The organism is Kribbella antiqua (assembly GCF_004345665.1).
GTDB classification, from domain to species: Bacteria; Actinomycetota; Actinomycetes; order Propionibacteriales; family Kribbellaceae; genus Kribbella; species Kribbella antiqua.
Genome location: NZ_SLWR01000001.1, coordinates 757,659 through 773,796, shown reverse-complemented (window position 1 = coordinate 773,796; position 16,138 = coordinate 757,659). Strand labels below are relative to the sequence as shown.

General features: G+C 67.6%; 22 protein-coding genes. 15 read left to right on the top strand and 7 right to left on the bottom strand.

Annotation, left to right across the window (positions count from 1 at the left end; genetic code table 11):
- Positions 1-9: 9 nt before the first annotated feature.
- Positions 10-381 (bottom strand): nuclear transport factor 2 family protein, encoded by a 372-nt coding sequence (locus EV646_RS03795; RefSeq protein ID WP_132143876.1) that lies wholly within the window; start codon positions 379-381, stop codon positions 10-12.
- A gap of 93 nt (positions 382-474) precedes the next feature.
- Between EV646_RS03795 and EV646_RS03790 the strand changes: the two genes are divergently transcribed.
- Positions 475-987, top strand: coding sequence for a GNAT family N-acetyltransferase (locus tag EV646_RS03790; protein WP_132143874.1), 513 nt, complete (start codon positions 475-477; stop codon positions 985-987).
- Here EV646_RS03790 and EV646_RS03785 read toward each other — a convergent pair.
- From EV646_RS03785 to EV646_RS03770, 4 genes are all read right to left on the bottom strand, one after another.
- The gene (locus tag EV646_RS03785; protein ID WP_199236768.1) at positions 956-1,240 is read right to left on the bottom strand and encodes a DUF6458 family protein; all 285 of its coding nucleotides are present in this window, start codon (positions 1,238-1,240) and stop codon (positions 956-958) included. The two genes, EV646_RS03790 and EV646_RS03785, sit on opposite strands and share 32 nt — an antisense overlap.
- 66 nt (positions 1,241-1,306) lie before the next feature.
- Positions 1,307-2,203 carry an aminoglycoside phosphotransferase family protein gene (locus EV646_RS03780; protein WP_132143872.1) on the bottom strand — a complete coding sequence of 299 codons (897 nt, stop codon included), beginning with the start codon at positions 2,201-2,203 and terminating at the stop codon, positions 1,307-1,309.
- Positions 2,203-3,366 carry an acyl-CoA dehydrogenase family protein gene (locus EV646_RS03775; protein ID WP_132143870.1) on the bottom strand — a complete coding sequence of 388 codons (1,164 nt, stop codon included), beginning with the start codon at positions 3,364-3,366 and terminating at the stop codon, positions 2,203-2,205. The genes EV646_RS03780 and EV646_RS03775 overlap by 1 nt, the downstream gene beginning before the upstream one ends.
- A gap of 19 nt (positions 3,367-3,385) precedes the next feature.
- The gene (locus EV646_RS03770; protein ID WP_132143868.1) at positions 3,386-3,964 is read right to left on the bottom strand and encodes a DUF1707 SHOCT-like domain-containing protein; all 579 of its coding nucleotides are present in this window, start codon (positions 3,962-3,964) and stop codon (positions 3,386-3,388) included.
- A gap of 48 nt (positions 3,965-4,012) precedes the next feature.
- Between EV646_RS03770 and dxr the strand changes: the two genes are divergently transcribed.
- From dxr to EV646_RS03735, 7 genes are all read left to right on the top strand, one after another.
- Complete coding sequence (gene dxr, locus EV646_RS03765) at positions 4,013-5,233, top strand: 1-deoxy-D-xylulose-5-phosphate reductoisomerase (protein WP_199236767.1); 1,221 nt, start codon at positions 4,013-4,015, stop codon at positions 5,231-5,233.
- Positions 5,230-6,540 (top strand): M50 family metallopeptidase, encoded by a 1,311-nt coding sequence (locus EV646_RS03760; RefSeq protein ID WP_132143865.1) that lies wholly within the window; start codon positions 5,230-5,232, stop codon positions 6,538-6,540. The genes dxr and EV646_RS03760 overlap by 4 nt, the downstream gene beginning before the upstream one ends.
- Positions 6,541-6,552: 12 nt before the next feature.
- Positions 6,553-7,704, top strand: a complete 1,152-nt coding sequence (ispG, locus tag EV646_RS03755; protein WP_132143863.1) for a flavodoxin-dependent (E)-4-hydroxy-3-methylbut-2-enyl-diphosphate synthase — start codon at positions 6,553-6,555, stop codon at positions 7,702-7,704.
- Positions 7,705-7,813: 109 nt separating this feature from the next.
- Positions 7,814-8,068 carry a type II toxin-antitoxin system VapB family antitoxin gene (locus tag EV646_RS03750; protein ID WP_132143861.1) on the top strand — a complete coding sequence of 85 codons (255 nt, stop codon included), beginning with the start codon at positions 7,814-7,816 and terminating at the stop codon, positions 8,066-8,068.
- Positions 8,065-8,487 carry a PIN domain nuclease gene (locus tag EV646_RS03745; RefSeq protein ID WP_132143859.1) on the top strand — a complete coding sequence of 141 codons (423 nt, stop codon included), beginning with the start codon at positions 8,065-8,067 and terminating at the stop codon, positions 8,485-8,487. Before EV646_RS03750 ends, EV646_RS03745 begins: the two co-directional genes overlap by 4 nt.
- Before the next feature lie 89 nt (positions 8,488-8,576).
- Positions 8,577-9,458, top strand: coding sequence for a trypsin-like serine protease (locus EV646_RS03740; RefSeq protein WP_132143857.1), 882 nt, complete (start codon positions 8,577-8,579; stop codon positions 9,456-9,458).
- 41 nt (positions 9,459-9,499) lie between these two features.
- Positions 9,500-10,048, top strand: coding sequence for a nucleosidase (locus tag EV646_RS03735; RefSeq protein WP_132143855.1), 549 nt, complete (start codon positions 9,500-9,502; stop codon positions 10,046-10,048).
- On the opposite strand, the gene EV646_RS03730 is transcribed toward EV646_RS03735, so the two are convergent.
- Positions 10,036-10,542 carry an NUDIX domain-containing protein gene (locus tag EV646_RS03730; RefSeq protein WP_132143853.1) on the bottom strand — a complete coding sequence of 169 codons (507 nt, stop codon included), beginning with the start codon at positions 10,540-10,542 and terminating at the stop codon, positions 10,036-10,038. The two genes, EV646_RS03735 and EV646_RS03730, sit on opposite strands and share 13 nt — an antisense overlap.
- Positions 10,543-10,607: 65 nt before the next feature.
- On the opposite strand from EV646_RS03730, the gene EV646_RS03725 reads away from it, so the two are divergent.
- Positions 10,608-10,976, top strand: coding sequence for a MerR family transcriptional regulator (locus EV646_RS03725; protein ID WP_132143851.1), 369 nt, complete (start codon positions 10,608-10,610; stop codon positions 10,974-10,976).
- Positions 10,973-11,308: a thioredoxin gene (trxA, locus tag EV646_RS03720; RefSeq protein WP_132143849.1), complete on the top strand. Its 336-nt coding sequence runs from the start codon at positions 10,973-10,975 to the stop codon at positions 11,306-11,308. Before EV646_RS03725 ends, trxA begins: the two co-directional genes overlap by 4 nt.
- On the opposite strand, the gene EV646_RS03715 is transcribed toward trxA, so the two are convergent.
- On the bottom strand, positions 11,298-11,666 hold the full coding sequence (locus EV646_RS03715) for a VOC family protein (protein WP_132143846.1): 369 nt from the start codon (positions 11,664-11,666) through the stop codon (positions 11,298-11,300). The two genes, trxA and EV646_RS03715, sit on opposite strands and share 11 nt — an antisense overlap.
- A 51-nt stretch (positions 11,667-11,717) precedes the next feature.
- Here EV646_RS03715 and EV646_RS03710 point away from each other — a divergent pair, with 51 nt between their 5' ends.
- The 5 genes from EV646_RS03710 to EV646_RS03690 all read left to right on the top strand — a co-directional run bounded on the left by EV646_RS03710 (position 11,718) and on the right by EV646_RS03690 (position 16,094).
- Positions 11,718-11,882: a ribbon-helix-helix domain-containing protein gene (locus EV646_RS03710; protein WP_132143844.1), complete on the top strand. Its 165-nt coding sequence runs from the start codon at positions 11,718-11,720 to the stop codon at positions 11,880-11,882.
- Complete coding sequence (locus EV646_RS03705) at positions 11,879-12,517, top strand: VOC family protein (RefSeq protein ID WP_132143842.1); 639 nt, start codon at positions 11,879-11,881, stop codon at positions 12,515-12,517. The genes EV646_RS03710 and EV646_RS03705 overlap by 4 nt, the downstream gene beginning before the upstream one ends.
- A 103-nt stretch (positions 12,518-12,620) precedes the next feature.
- The gene (locus tag EV646_RS03700) at positions 12,621-13,889 is read left to right on the top strand and encodes an MFS transporter (RefSeq protein ID WP_132143840.1); all 1,269 of its coding nucleotides are present in this window, start codon (positions 12,621-12,623) and stop codon (positions 13,887-13,889) included.
- Between the two features lie 27 nt (positions 13,890-13,916).
- The gene (locus tag EV646_RS03695) at positions 13,917-14,741 is read left to right on the top strand and encodes a GNAT family N-acetyltransferase (protein WP_132143838.1); all 825 of its coding nucleotides are present in this window, start codon (positions 13,917-13,919) and stop codon (positions 14,739-14,741) included.
- Between the two features lie 54 nt (positions 14,742-14,795).
- Positions 14,796-16,094: a M14 family zinc carboxypeptidase gene (locus EV646_RS03690; protein ID WP_132143836.1), complete on the top strand. Its 1,299-nt coding sequence runs from the start codon at positions 14,796-14,798 to the stop codon at positions 16,092-16,094.
- Positions 16,095-16,138 lie beyond the last annotated feature (44 nt).

Genomic DNA, 16,138 nt, shown 5'->3' with positions numbered 1-16,138 from the left:
TTGAGGCAACTACTCGGCGTACTTCGACCGCCATTCGGGTGGATCGAACGGCGAGCCGTAGATCCTGGTCTCGCGGGCGATCCGGCCGTCCTTGAACTCGACGATGTTCGCCACGTAGTAGATGTCGCCGCCGTAGTCCGAGCGGCCGACGAGGACGAAGTGGTCGCCGGCGCCGGTGATGCGCTGGACCTCGATCGACGGCGGATTCGGGTATTCCTGCTGCATCGCCCGCATCTTGTCCCGCCCGACGATCCGCTCACCGGACTGAGGCATCTCCAGTACGTAGTCCTCGGCCCGCAGCTCGTGCTCCGCCTCCGCCGACAAGGCCAGCTGCCCGTCCATCGGCCACAGCCGCTCCAGCAGTTCCCGATTCCTGTCCATCGTGATCACCCCTCGTCCTCCACCCTAGGACCGTGCCTTCAGTCACCCTTAAATTCGGTCGGCTCATGCGGCGCGGATCGCTACGGTCGGGAGATGGACATCAAACCCGCCACCCGCGCGGACGTCGACCGGCTGATCGCCACGGCCGGACCCGTGACCCAGCATCACCTCCGCGCCCGCTGGGAGACCCAGGAACACGGTGACGGCCTGTTCCTGCTCGCGCATCGCGACGGCGAGGTCGTCGGTCACACCATGCTCCTGCGCCAGTCGAAGTACGCCGAAGTCCGCGCGGCCGACGATCCGGTCGAGATCAACGCCCTGCACGCCTATGTCCAGAACCAAGGCATCGGTACGGCGATCATCCGCGCCGCCGAGGCGCTGGCCACAGACTGGGGCCGCAACGCCATCGGCCTGGCCGTCGAACCGGACAACCCCGCCGCACGCCGCCTCTATGAACGCCTCGGCTACCGGCAGTGGCCTGGCTCTCAGGTCGTCGACACCTGGACCGAGCAAGATGCCGCAGGCGTCGTCGTGCGTACTCACAACGACGCTTGCGACTACCTGCTGAAGAAGCTCACTCCTCGTCGCGCAGATGGGTTGGGGTGACGTCGATCGGGCGGGTGGCCACCTGCTCCGGCGGAGTGGTCCGGTACTGCTTCTCCACCGACGGATCGAGCACCTTGTGCTCGCTGCGCCGTCGCGGGTTGGCGATCTGGTACGACACCCAGATCCCGGCCACGCCGGCCAGCATGATGATGATTCCGAGGGCGGTCAGATTCAGCGACTCCGACGTATCACGAATGGCGAACGCGATGATGGCCCCGATCGCGATCAGCGCGATCCCGGCCCCGATCCTCATGAGCGACTCCTGACTGTGATGACGTTCCGTAACCCTGCTCACGCACAGTACCCAGGCGCTCTTTTCTCATGCATCAAGCGACGCACGCACCAGGTCCAGCGTCCGGTCGAGCCGGGACCACTGCGCCGATCCCCAGGTGACCATCCCTGCCCGAGCCTCCTCGAGATCGGCGGGTGATAGCCCACCCTGTTCGAGGCGGCGTACGCGCGCTGAGTAGTCCTCCGCGTAGCGCCGGAGCAGGAAGAAGGCGAAGCGGTCGATCTCGAGCGGTCCGGAGTAGACGGACAGCACTCGCCGGAGCGCGTGGTCGTCGACTGGTTGCTCGCCATGCAGGAGCAGCGCAAGGTCGCTCTCCGGTGGCGCGAGCTTGGCGTCGTCCCAGTCCAGCGCACTCAATCTGCCGTCCTCGTCGACGAGCAGGTTGTCGCCGATCAGGTCCGTGTGGCACAGGACGAGCGGTTGCGACAGTCGGCGTACGACGTACTGCAACTGCTCCAGCCGAGTGAGGACCGCCCGAGGCAGATCCGGTACGACGTCGAAGGCGAACTGCTCCTGTGGGAGCGGCACTGGCGGTGGCGTCGCGTGCAGGTCTGCCAGCGCTCGACCTAGCTCGTCGAGTACGGCGTCGGACCAGCTCGGCCAGCCGGGCGGCGTCGTACCGGGGAGGAAGGGGGAGAGCACGGCCTCGCCTGCTGGTGTGTGGGCTGAGAGGCGGCCGTCGAGCGTCTCCATCGGGTACGGAAGTCGAGCGCGGAAGCCCAGCTCGTGGAGGCGGCGCACCAGGGGCAGACGAGACGTCTGGTCAGTGAGCTTGAGGAAGTAGCGCGTGTCGTCGGTCTGTAGTTCGTAGCTCACGGACGTCCAGCCGACGGGTATGAAGCGCAGGCTGACGGGCGAGACGCCGTACGACGTCCTGACCGCCTCCACCAGAGCCGCACGGTCCAGCTGCGGCTCGGCCAGCATCAGCGGAAGGCGGCGTGGCCGGTGAGGGATTGGCCGATGACGAGCTGGTGGACCTCGGAGGTGCCCTCGTAGGTGAGGACGGACTCGAGGTTGTTGGCGTGGCGCATGATCGGGTACTCGCCGCTGATGCCGTTGGCCGCGAGGATCGTGCGGCACTCGCGAGCGATTGCGATGGCCTCGCGGACGTTGTTGAGTTTGCCGACGCTGACCTGCTCGGGCCGGAGCGTGCCCTTCTCCTTCAGCCGGCCGAGGTGAACCGCGAGCAGGATGCCCTTGTTCAGCTCCACTGCCATGTCGGCGAACTTCGCCTGGGTCAGCTGGTAGGCCGACAGCGGCTTGTCGAACACCACGCGCTCACCGGCGTAGGCGATCGCCGTCTCCAGGCAGTCCCGCGCGGCACCCATCGCGCCGAAGATGATGCCGAAGCGCGCTTCATTGAGACACCCGAGCGGGCCGGACAGGCCCTGCGCCAAAGGAAGCAGAGCGGACGCCGGCAGCCGTACGTCGTCCAGCACCAGCTCCGACGTGACCGACGCACGCAGCGACATCTTCCGGGTGATCTCCGGCGCCGAGAAGCCAGGCGTCGATGTCGGTACGACGAAGCCGCGCACACCGTCGTCGGTCCGGGCCCAGACGACCGCGACATCGGCGACGGAACCGTTGGTGATCCACATCTTCGAGCCGTTGAGCACCCAGTCGTCGCCGTCGCGGCGGGCGTTGGTGCGCATCCCGGCCGGGTTCGAGCCGAAGTCCGGCTCGGTCAGCCCGAAGCAGCCGATCGCCTCACCCGCGGACATCCGCGGGAGCCACTCGTTCTTCTGCTCTTCGCTGCCGTACTTCCAGATCGCGTACATCGCCAGCGATCCCTGCACCGACACCAGCGAACGCATGCCGGAGTCGGCCGCCTCGATCTCCAGACAGGCGAGCCCGTAGGCGACCGGGCCGAGGCCGGCACAGCCGTACCCGGTGAGATGCATCCCGAGGAACCCGAGCGCCCCCAGCTCCTTGGCCAGCTCCCGCGCCGGGATCGTCGCCGACTCGAACCACTCCGGCAACGATGGCCGCAACCGCTCATCCGCGAACCGCCGAGCCGCCGCCCGGACATCAACCTCCTCCTCGCTCAGCAAGGAGTCGACATCCACCAGATCCAGAGAAGCCGTCATGGCCTCACGCTATCCCGTGCTACTTCCGGTACCAGGGCCACCACCAGTGGCGTTTGCGGGGGTGGCGGACGACGAAGGAGCTGTGCTTGGCGCGGCCGGTGACGCGCAGGTGGACGCCGTTGGGGGCGGCAGCGGTGGTCTTGTTCTTGGACGAGCCGTGGGACAGCTCCACGTCGTCGATGGAGACCGACCAGCCCGGCGGCACGATCATCACGATCGAGCTGTGCTGGATATCCGCGCTCACCTCGATCTCCGGCCAGCGGACCACCGCGTCGGTGAAGTCGAGGCGCAGCGACGAGTGCTCGGCCGTCGCGACGACGCGCTCCGGCACCTGCCAGGCGCCCTCACGTTTCTGCGCACTGTGCTTGGCCCGGATCACCACCTCGGCCGCATTGCTGCCGGACCGCACCGGCACCAGGTCGGCCGTCGCGTTGCGCAGCTCCAACTGGGTCTTGGCCGAGTAGATCTGGGTCAGACGCTCGTCCAGCTCCTCGAAATCCAGCCGGCCATCACTGTGTGCTTCCTGGACCACGGCGGCGGCGCGCTCGCGGTCGTTGTCCGAGGCCCGAGGCATGGGCGGCGGCTGCTCCAGACTCATGCCCCCAAAGGTACTGCGAATCGTCACCATGGGTGTTCACCTGGGACAATGGCCGACGTGAATCCGCGAACCGTCGTCATCCTCGGGTCGACCGGCTCTGTCGGCACGCAGGCGCTGGAGCTGATCGGCCGGAACCGTGACCGGTTCCGGGTGCTCGCGATCTCGGCCGGCGGCGACAACGTCGCCCTGCTCGCCGAGCAGGCGCTCGAGTACGGCGTCGAGGTCGTCGCGGTCGCGAAGGCCACGGTCGCCCAGGATCTCCAGCTCGCGTTCTACGCCGAGGCGAAGCGGAAGGGCTACGCGCAGGGCGAGTTCCGGATCCCGAAGATCCTCACCGGCCCGGACGCGTCCAGCGAGATCGCCGCGATGCCGTGTGACGTGGTTCTCAACGGCATCAACGGGTCGGTCGGGTTGCGGCCGACGCTCGCCGCTCTCGATGCCGGCAACACCCTGGCTCTGGCCAACAAGGAGTCGCTGGTGATCGGCGGCCCGCTGGTCACCCGCAGGGTCAAGCCCGGTCAGATCGTCCCGGTCGACTCCGAGCACAGTGCGATCGCGCAATGTCTGCGCGGCGGCTCGGCCGACGAGGTCCGCAAGCTCCTGCTCACCGCGAGTGGCGGTCCGTTCCTGGGCCGGCCGCGGCACACCCTCGAGGACGTCACGGTCGAGCAAGCCCTTGCCCACCCGAACTTCGCGATGGGCCCGGTCGTCACGATCAACTCGGCCACCTTGGTGAACAAGGGCCTGGAGCTGATCGAGGCGCACCTGCTGTTCGGCATCCCGATGGAGCGGGTGGACGTCGTCGTACACCCGCAGCAGGCGGTGCACTCGATGGTGGAGTTCTACGACGGGTCGACCCTGGCTCAGGTGTCGCCGCCGACGATGACGCTCCCGATCGCGCTCGGTCTTGGCTGGCCCGACCGGATACCGGACGCGTCGCCGCCGTGGAACTGGGCCGAGGCGAGCAATTGGCAGTTCCTCCCGCTCGACCACGAGGCGTTCCCGTCGGTCCAGCTGGCCCGCGAGGCCGGGACCCGCGGCGGCACCGCTCCGGCCGTGTTCAACGCCGCGAACGAGGTCTGCGTCCAGGCGTTCCGGGACGGCAGGCTGCCGTTCCTCGCGATCGTCGACACGGTGGCCCGGGTGGTGACCGATCACGACGTACCCTCGTACGAGGAGCTGTCCATCGACGACGTACTCGCGGCGGACAGCTGGGCCCGCGCGCGGGCCCGTGAACTTACCGGCGTACAGGAGACCACGAAGGCATGACCGCGCTTCTCACTTTCATCGGCATCGTGCTGTTCGTGGCCGGCATCCTGGTCTCGGTCGCGTTGCACGAACTCGGCCACATGCTGCCGGCGAAGGCCTTCGGGATGAAGGTCACCCAGTTCTTCGTCGGGTTCGGCCGGACGATCTGGTCCACCAAGCGCGGTGAGACGGAGTACGGCATCAAGCTGATCCCGGCCGGTGGATACGTCCGGATCATCGGCATGATGCCGCCGGCCAAGGGCCAGGACCCGAACAAGGTCCGCAAGGCCAACACCGGCCCGATCCAGTCGATGGTGGAGAACGCGCGGACCGCGGAGTACGAGACGATCGCGCCGGAGGACAACGGCCGGCTGTTCTACCAGAAGGTGTGGTGGAAGAAGCTGATCGTGATGGCCTCCGGACCGCTGGTCAACGTCGCCATCGCCTTCCTGCTGTTCGCAGGCCTCTTCATGCTGTACGGCGCCAACGTCGCGCAGACGACTGTGTCGACCGTCACCGACTGCGTCATCCCGGCCTCGCAGGCGACCGCGGACCGCAAGTGCGAGCCGGGTGACAAGGTGTCGCCGGCGAAGGACGCCGGGTTCCAGGTCGGTGACAAGATCGTGTCCTTCAACGGCACCCAGATCACCAGCTGGGACCAGCTGACCCCGCTGATCCGGGCAAACACCGACAAGCCCGCCACGATCGTTGTCGAGCGCAACGGCCAGCAGCAGACGCTGGAGACGCACACGATCATCAACCAGGTGCCCGAGGAGGCCGGCTCGGACAAGATCGTGTCCGTCGGGTTCCTCGGTGTCTCGCCGGTGATGAAGGTGGAGCGGCAGGACTTCGGCTTCGCCGTCAGCCGGATGGGCGAGCTGACCGTCGCGACGGTGAAGGCGCTCGGCAACTTCCCGGAGAAGCTGGTCGGCGTGGCCAAGTCGATCGTCGGCGGCGACCGTGACGAGGACAGCCCGATGAGCGTCGTCGGCGCCAGCCGGGTGGCCGGCGAGATCGCCTCGAACCAGTCGCTCACTGGCGGCCAGCGGATCGCGTTCCTGGTCTCGCTGCTCGCCTCACTGAACCTGTTCCTGGCCCTGTTCAACTTCATCCCGCTGCTACCGCTGGACGGCGGCCACATGGCCGGCGCGATCTGGGAGGGCATCCGGCGCGGCTTCGCCAAGCTGTTCCACCGGCCCGACCCCGGGTACGTCGACGTGGCCAAGCTGCTGCCGATCGCGTACGTGGCGGCCAGCGTCATTGTGGTGATGGGCGTCCTGCTCGTCATCGCCGACATCGTGAACCCGATCAAACTCTTCAACGGATAACTCGAAGGACAGATGAGCATCAACCTGGGCATGCCCGCGCTGCCGCCGCCGACCCTCGCCCCCCGCCGCAAGACCCGCCAGATCAAGGTGGGCAAGGTGCTGGTCGGCGGGGACGCGCCGGTGTCGGTGCAGTCGATGACCACGACGCTGACCGCGGACGTCAACACCACGCTGCAGCAGATCGCGGAGCTGACCGCGGCCGGCTGTGACATCGTCCGGGTCGCGTGCCCGTCGCAGGACGACGCGGACGCGCTGCCGGAGATCGCGCGGCACTCGCAGATCCCGGTGATCGCCGACATCCACTTCCAGCCGAAGTACGTGTTCGCCGCGATCGAGGCCGGCTGCGCGGCGGTCCGGGTGAACCCGGGCAACATCCGCAAGTTCGACGACCAGGTGAAGGAGATCGCGGCCGCGGCGAAGGACCACGGTACGTCGATCCGGATCGGTGTGAACGCCGGCTCGCTGGATCCCCGGCTGCTGCAGAAGTACGGCAAGGCGACGCCCGAGGCGCTGGTCGAGTCGGCCGTCTGGGAGGCGTCGCTGTTCGAGGAGCACGACTTCCACGACTTCAAGATTTCGGTCAAGCACAACGACCCGGTCGTGATGGTGCGCGCGTACGAGCTCCTGTCCGAGGCGGGAGACTGGCCGCTGCACCTCGGCGTGACCGAGGCCGGGCCGGCGTTCCAGGGCACGATCAAGTCCGCGGTCGCGTTCGGCGCGCTGCTGTCGAAGGGGATCGGCGACACGATCCGCGTCTCGCTGTCCGCACCGCCGGTCGAGGAGGTCAAGGTCGGCCTGCAGATCCTGCAGTCGCTGAACCTGCGGGAGCGGAAGCTGGAGATCGTCTCCTGCCCGTCCTGCGGCCGCGCCCAGGTCGACGTCTACACCCTGGCCGAGCAGGTCACCGCCGGCCTCGAGGGCATGGAGGTCCCGCTCCGCGTCGCCGTCATGGGCTGCGTCGTGAACGGCCCCGGCGAGGCCCGCGAAGCCGACCTCGGCGTCGCCTCCGGCAACGGCAAGGGCCAGATCTTCGTCAAGGGCGAGGTCATCAAAACCGTCCCTGAGTCCGCCATCGTGGAAACCCTGGTCGAAGAAGCCCTCCGCATAGCCGAAGAAATGGGCGAGACTGCCGAACCCGGCGAACCCACCGTCACCGTCAGCTGAGGCACCAGCACCCACGTCGACTCGGTGTCTCATTGCAGGAGATTCTGGTGCTACGCACGCATTGATTTTGGTGCAGCGTTGACGTTCTTCCTGGTGTAAAGTCGATGCCATGACGCGCATCTCCGTGGACGTGAACGACGAGTGGCTGGAGGCCGCTCGTGCCGAGCTCGGCACTGACAGCAAGGTCGAGACGATCAATGGCGCCCTCCGAGAGCTCGCCGTGCGGCGGCGGGGCCGGGAGATCGCCGAAATCTTTGCGAGCGCACCGATGGACTTCTCCGGCGCGGACGAGGCTTGGCGGTACGGCGGCGGCCGTGATCTCGAGGGGCTGGCAGAACGTGCTCGGGAGGACCGCAGCGCATGATGGCAGGCGCCGTGTACCTGGCCGACACGTCGGTGTACGTGTACCAGTCGAGGTCCGACGACGTCTATCGGAGATTCCAATCGCTGCTCGTCGAAGGCAGGCTGGCCGCCTGTCAGATGGCGGCGCTCGAGTACTTGAACAACGCTCCCGACCCAAAGTGGTACGAGACTTTGTGGGGAGCACTCCACAGCCAGCGGTGGGTGGATGTGACCAGCGAGGCGATGGATCGTGCGATGGCGGTGCATCGCGAGCTCGCGCAAAAGAGTCAGCATCGGCACTTCAGCCTGCCTGACCTGATCATTGCCGCGACCGCTGAGCTGGCTGGGCTGACGGTCTTGCACTACGACGAGGACTACGACCGGATCGCGAAGATCACCGGGCAACCGGTGGAGTGGGTGGCGCCGAAGGGGTCTCTCTGATCGTGAGGTCACGTCTTCTCAAGGGTTGGTGGGCGGCATAAGGTGCCAGCAGCCCGCTCGCCAAGGTGGTGGGCGGTTGGGGAGGCGCAATGAGGACCAAGATTCTTGCCCTGCTCGCGACCACCGCCGCGGTGTGCACGTCGGTCTCACCGGCGGCGGCGATCAACTCTTACAACGCGACGCCGGCGCCTGAGCGGACCGAGGTCGGGGCGTTCATGGCGCTGTGGGACAACACCGGTGATGGCGTACCCGACCGGTTCGACTGGGTGTGCAGCGGGACGATGGTTGACCGTGACACCTACCTGACCGCTGCTCACTGCACGGACGACTGGCCAGCTGGTACGACGTTCTACGTGTCGCTCGACCAGGACGTGCAGACGCTCCTGGATGACGCGGCGGCGCAGGGCCTGACTCCTGCACAGACCGCGGCGGCCTTCGTGGCGAACCACCACGCGGTCGAAGGTGACACGCACCAGGACGCGGCGTTCCCGGGTACATCCGCGGACGCTCATGACATCGGCGTCATCGACTTCGCGGCTCGCGCGACAGATCCAGCCGACGTCTGGAGCTTCACCCCCGCGACGCTCCCGGCTGCAGGCCAGTTGGACCGGCTCGGCAGCCGCGCGCTGGATGCTGCATCCTGGCTGGTCGTCGGCTATGGCACGCAGGAGGCCGCGAGAGGTCCGGGTGGGCAGACGCATCCCGGTGGCGGCGTCCGGATGAAGGCGCCGGTGGACTTCGATGCGTTGAACAAGACCTGGGTCCGGTTGGCCATGACGGAGCCGCAGGGCAACGGTGGCGCCTGTTACGGCGACTCGGGAGGCCCGAACTTCGTCGAACTCGGCGGCACACTGGTGCTCGCGGCGACCACGATCACCGGTGACACGCCCTGCTATGCGACGAACGTCGCTTACCGGATGGACACCCCATCGGCGCGGTCATTCCTGGCGAAGTACGTGAACCTGCCCTGATCGTTCAACGGCGGGGTTGGCCGCCGACTACGCTTCGGCGGGTGACCAGCTACTTGATCGTCAGCGCGATCCGCGCCGAGGCTCGGTACGTTCCTGCCGACCTGCCCGTCGTCCTTACGGGCGTTGGGAAAACAGCGGCGGCGGTGGCGACCGCACGGGCTTTGGCGGGGCGGGACACGGCCGGGTTGGTGGTCTTGAACATCGGCACGACGGGGGCGCTGCGGGATGGGATGGCGGGGGTGTATTTGCCGTCGCAGGTGATCAACCACGACATCAACGCGGACGCGGTCCGGGCGCTGGGGATCGACCCGCAGGAGGTGCTGCCGGTCGAGGGTGGTGACGGGACCGTGCTGGCGTCGGGGGATGTGTTCGTCACCGACCCGGTGGTGCGGGCCCGGCTGGCGGAGCGGGCGCATTTGGTCGACATGGAGGCGTACGGCGTCGTCTACGCCTGCCGCGAGTTCGGCGTACCAGTCCGCGTCATCAAGCACGTCTCCGACTCGGCCGATGAAACCGCCCTCGACTGGCCCGCCCTCGTCGACGCCAGCGCCAAGATCCTCGGCGAGTGGGTCACCGACTACGTGTCCTGAGCGGCCAGCCACTCGAGTACGGCCGTCTCCCGCACGAGCCAGCGCATCACTCCGACTCCACCGCCCTGCACAGCTCGATTCGCCGCGAGCGCCTCATCCACCGTCACCCACCGCGGCACCAGCTCCAGCTCAGCCTCGTACGCTTCCAACTCGCGAACGCCTCCAGAAGCACCGCCCGAGCAGCGGAAGTAGTGCGAGGTCATCCGGAAGATGTCGTACGCCGGCTCGATCGCCGGCACCTCCTCGATCGTCGAGCCGAGCCCTGGGCCCACGCTGACGTCGACCAGCCCGCACTCCTCCCGGAACTCCCGGCGCACCGCCGCGGGGTGTGACTCGCCCGGCTCAACTCCGCCTCCGGGGAACTTGTAGTCGCCGTGACGCGACGCGAGCAGCAGCAACTCCGGCCCCCGGAACAGCACGCCGCGGACGGCGGTTCGCTCGATGACGCGACCATGAGGGGCGAGGTCTGGCGAACGGAAGCTGCCGAGGAGCATGCGGACTATGCTGGCTTGACCTTGACCCTGGGGGCAAGGTTTAGCGTCGGGGTGAAGGAGGCGGGATGCGGATCAGCGATGTGGCGGCCGAGGCAGGAGTGACGGTCAAGGCGGTGCGGTATTACGAGTCGCAGGGGCTGCTGAAGCCCCGGCGGGAGTCCAACGGGTACCGCGCGTACGACGAGGATGACGTGGTCGTCGTACGTGAGGTGAAGGCGTTGCTCAGTCTCGGACTGACCGCGGAGCAGACGTATCCGTTCATCGAGTGCCTGCGGGCCGGCAACGAGCGGGCGGATGTCTGCCCGGCGTCGCTGACCGCGTATCGCACCCGGATCGCCGAAGTGGATCAGCGGATCGCGGAACTGAGCGACCTGAAGGCCCGGCTGACCGACCTCCTGACCGATGCCGAGAGCTGGAGGACGAACCAAGCATGAGTGACCTGCAGGCGGTCGACGAGACGACCTTCGACCAGACGGTACTGCGCTCCGACAAGCCGGTGCTGGTGGACTTCTGGGCGCAGTGGTGCCCGCCGTGCCACCAGATCGCCCCGGTGCTCGCCCAGATCGGGGCCGAACGCAACGATCAGCTCACCGTGGTGAAGCTGAACTCCGACGAGAACCCGTCGATCTCGGCGCGCTACCGGGTGATGGCGTTGCCGACGCTGATGCTGTTCCACCGCGGCGAGGTGATCTGGTCCGTCGTCGGCGCCCGCCCGAAAGCCAAGCTGCTCAAGGAGATCGACGACGCCCTGCTGGTCATGCAGTGAACTTGTAGAGCTCCACCAGTACGCCGTGCGGTCCGGCGACGTAGGCGGACGTCGTACCCCAGTCGGTCTCGACCGGCTCGAGGACGATGTTCCCGCCGCGGCGCCGGATCTCCTCGATGTCGGCCCGTACGTCGTCGCTGCTGAACTGCAAGAGCGTGCCGCCGTGCGAGCCGAAGTCGTCGACCATCGCGCCGGTGTGCAGCGCGATCGTCATCGCGCCGGCCTTCACCTCGGCATAGCCCTCGGCGGCGTTGCCGGAGATCTCCAGGCCGAGCACGCCGGCGAAGAACTCGGCGATCTCCTGGTTCTTCGCGGCCGTGTCGGAGAGCAGACCGAGGTGGTCGAAGCGCAGGTTCATCGTCGTCTCCTGAGTTGACTGGTAGCTGTCTAGGATGCTAGCAATATAGCCATGGCTGACTTCACTGGCAAGAAGGCGCAGTTCAATGTGTATCTGCCGCCTGAGCTGATTCGCCGGATCAAGCACAAGGCGATCGACGAGTCGGCGAGCCTGTCCGCATTGGTGGAGCAGGCCTTGACCGAGTACCTGGACAAGCATGGGGAGGCCCGGGGATGAACGGGGTTGTGATCCGGCCGCTACGGTTCACCGACGACACGGCGGCGATGCGGTCGTTTCTGGAGACGCTGGGGTTGCGTCCCCGGATCACGTCCGAATCGGGCGTGTGGGTGGAACTGGTGGCCGGCAGCGGCATGATCGCGCTGCACGACGCCGAGCGGAGCGACAGCAAAGCGCCGCACGGGCAGACCAACCTCGCCTTCGAGGCGGAGGACGTCGACGCGCTCAAGGAGACGCTCGAGAGTGCCGGGTACGACGATGCGACGGTCTTCGACGAGGCGTTCGGACGCGTGCTCTCGCTGACCGGACCGGACGGGCAGAAGATCTGGATCGACGAGCGCAGCAAGGATCTGTACGGCTACCAGTCGCACGACTCACAACCCGACCAGCGCTGGTCGGTCACACCACAGCTCACTGTGATCGACCAGGCGGCGTGGGAGCGGTTCCTGGAGACCCTGGGCGTGGAGTCGCCGGTCCGCTTCACTTCGGGCGAGTTCGCCGTACGACTGGATCTGACCACGACGGAGGACCTGGAAGAGGTACGGCGACGGTTGGACGGCTACCAGGTGACCCGGACCGACGACCAGCTCGAGATCGTGGACCCGGACGGCCAGCCGGTGGTGGTGCACGGATGATCGGCTTCTACCGTGCGAACGGTTTCGGGGAGCCCAGCGAGACACCGGACCGCGACCTCGGCGTCGAGCTGATGTGGCTGCGCCTCGACCTCACGACGACGACATGACGGCGACGCTGCCTGAACGGTTGCGGGATGATCCCGACTTCCGCCGGTACTGGCTGGCCCGGACGTTGTCGTTCACCGGGTCGATGATCACCGCGGTCGCGATGCCAGTACTCGTCTACCGGCTGAGCGGCTCGACCTTGCTAACGGCATCGGTGACGGCGCTCGAGGCGGCGCCGTACCTGGTCACCGGGCTGTTCGCCGGGGCGCTTTCCGACCGGTGGAATCGGCGCCGGGTGATGGTGTCCGCGGATCTGGTCAACGCGGTCGTGGTCGGCTCGATCCCGCTCGCGCATCTGCTCGGCGTACTGACTGTCGTCCATGCGCTCGTGGTCGCGTTCACGGTGCAAGCCGTCTATTCGTTCTTCGACGGCGCGAACTTCGGGGCCCTGCCGGTGCTGGTCGGCCGCGCGCGGGTGGCCCAGGCGAACTCGGCGGTCTGGACCGCCTCGAGCCTGATCGAGTTGTTCGTCCCGACGCTCGCCGGCCTCGCGCTGGCGGTGCTGAATCCGGCCGACCTGCTCGCTCTGGATGCGTTGAGCTTCGTCGCGTCCGCGATCGCCGTCCGCGCGATCGTCCGGGCGCTGTCCGAGCCGCGGGCGGGACAAGCGCCGTTGCGGCCGCGGGTGCTCCTCGCCGACATCGCCGAAGGGATTCGCTTCCTGGTCCGGCATCCGGGCGTACGCACGATGACGATGATCGGCACGCTGCAGTCGTTCGCGGGCGGTGGGTTCGTCGGGCTGATGGTGGTGTGGTGTGACCGGATCCTTCACGTCGGTACGTCCGGGGTTCGGTTCGGGATCGTGTGGGGCGCGTGGGGGATCGGGGGACTGGTGGCCGCGGTCGGGCTGCCGCGTCTGCTCAAGCGGTTGGCGCCGGCGGCGATCACGCTCTACGCCGTACCCACCTCCGCGGTGCTCGGCATCGTCACCGCGTTGGTGCCGCGCTGGGAGCTGGCCGCGATCGCCCTGCTGTTGTGGGGTTCGGCGTACATCCTGGTGATCGTCAACTCGATCTCGTACCGGCAGCAGGTGACGCCGGAGCAGTTGCTCGGCCGGGTCAACACGGCCGGCCGGATGCTGTCGTGGGGAGTCGGGTGGACGCTCGGCTCGATCACCGGTGGCGTGCTCGGGAGCCACTACGGCATCCGCACCGCGATGGTCGTCATGGGTGTCTTCGGGTTCGTCGGTGCGGTCGTCGCCTGGACCTCGCCGTTGCGTCGGATCGCCGCCAACCACGACCCTGGGCATGACCCATTGCGAGCCTGACGGGTCTTCATCCGCTAGGTTCTGCGCGTGGGCGTACGGGTTCTCGGTCCTCGTGACCTCGCGGCGGCGCGTGCGGTGATCGCCCGCGACCCGGTCGTCAACGTGTTCGTCGACAGCCTGGTGCAGGCTTCCGGACTCGACCCACGGCGGGGTGCCGAGGTCTGGGGGTACGTCGAGAAGGGCGTACTCGAGGCACTGTGCCATGCGGGCGGCAACATGGTGCCGGTGGGCGCGGACGATGCGGCGCTGCGCGCGTTCGCGGCGTACGCCTTGCGTCGCGGCCGCAACTGCTTCCAGATCCTCGGGCCGGCCCGTGACGTCGAGCTGCTCTGGAGCATCCTCGAACCGCACTGGGGTCCGGCCCGCGAGATCCGGGACGACCAGCCGTTCATGGTGATCGAGGACGCGCCGGCGATCGCTCCCGACCCGCTGGTCCGGGCGGTCGAGCCGGTCGAGCTGCCAATCCTCTACCCGGCCTGTGTGGCCATGTACACCGAGGAGGTCGGCGTACCGCCGCAGACCGGGCCGGACGGGACGTTCTACCGGTCGCGGGTGGCGGAGCTGATCCGGTCCGGGCGTGCGTTCGCCCGGATCGAGGACGGCAGGGTCCTGTTCAAGGCCGAGGTCGGCTCGGTGGGCTCTGGGGTGTGCCAGATCCAGGGGGTCTGGGTGGATCCGGAGTTCCGCGGGCAGGGATTGGCGGCGCCGGGAATGGCGGCGGTGGTCGAGCTGGCCCGGCAGATCACGCCGGTGGTGACGTTGTACGTGAACGCCTTCAATACGCCGGCCCGGGCGGCGTACGAACGGGTCGGCTTCCGGACGATCGAGACCTTCGCGACGATCCTGTTCTGATACTGGGCGCTCACCGTGATCCGACGGTGACGGCTGATGGGGTTACGTCGTGAGATGCGAAGAGTCGTCGTCCCCCTGTGCAGCTTTGCGATCGTCTTTCTGGCTGTCACCGGTTTCTCCTCCGGTACGTCGGACCCGTCGTACTACTCGATGCGGCTGCCCGCCGGTGTCACAGCCGCGAGCCTGATCCGGCAGGGGTACGACGTGAGCCACGGACAACTCGTGGCCACACCCGCCGAGGCGGAGCGACTGCGCGCGGCGGGCGTCGTACTGGGGAAGACCGGCAATGTCTATCAGCCCGCGCCCCGCTCGGAACCTGGCGGAGCGACGTACTACGGCGGCTACCACACCACGGCTGGCCACGAGCAGCACAACGCGGCGGTCGCCGCCAAGCATCCGGAGTTGGTGAAGCTGTACGACATCGGCGACTCGTGGAAGAAGGCTCGAGGCCAGGGCGGGCACGACATCCAGGCGTTGTGCATCACCAAGCTGACGGCAGGTGATTGTGCACTGAACAGCAGCGGGAAGAAGCCCAGGTTCGTGCTGCACACGCAGATGCACGCGCGGGAGATCGCGACCGGGGAGATCGCGTATCGGTGGATCGACCTGCTCGTTTCGTCGTACGGCGAGGACCCGGAGATCACCGAATTGCTCGACACCCGGGAGCTGTGGGTCGTGCCGATCGCGAACCCGGACGGCGTTGACGTGGTCGCGTCGAACCCGAGTCGTCCGGTCCTGCAGCGGAAGAACGTCGACAACAGCGCGGGCGGGTGCCGCGCCGGCGACTCCGGGGTCGATCTGAACCGGAACTCGTCGTTCCAGTGGGACGTCGATCATGGCGGGCCGTGTGACGAGACCTATCCGGGAGCGAAGGCGATGTCCGAGCCCGAAACCGTCGCGATGCAAGGATTCCTGGACAAGATCTTCCGCGACACCAAGGGCGGCGTGGACGAGCCGGCGGCCGCGGGCACGACCGGGGTGATGCTGAGCCTGCACAGTTTCGGCAACGACATCCTGGCGCCCTGGGGCTACACCAACACGGCGGCGCCGGACCGCGCGGCCTTGGTTGCCCTGGGCAAGAAGATGAGCGGCTTCACCGGGTACCCGGTGTCGACGGGCGACGGCGGCGTCGGGTACTTCGCGCCGGGCACGACCGACGACTGGCTCTACGGCACCCGCGGCGTACCGGCGTACACCTTCGAGATCGGCTCTGCCTCGGGGTCGTGCGCGGGCTTCCTGCCCGCGTACTCGTGCGTCTCGTCGACGTTCTGGCCGAAGCTGAAACCAGCGTTGGTTTACGCGGCCCAGGCCGCGGCGGCGCCGTACGGGAAGCTGCCGGCTACCTCTGGGTAGTGGCTCCGCTATGCTCCGTGGCACGACGTCCCGGTGGGGCTGTG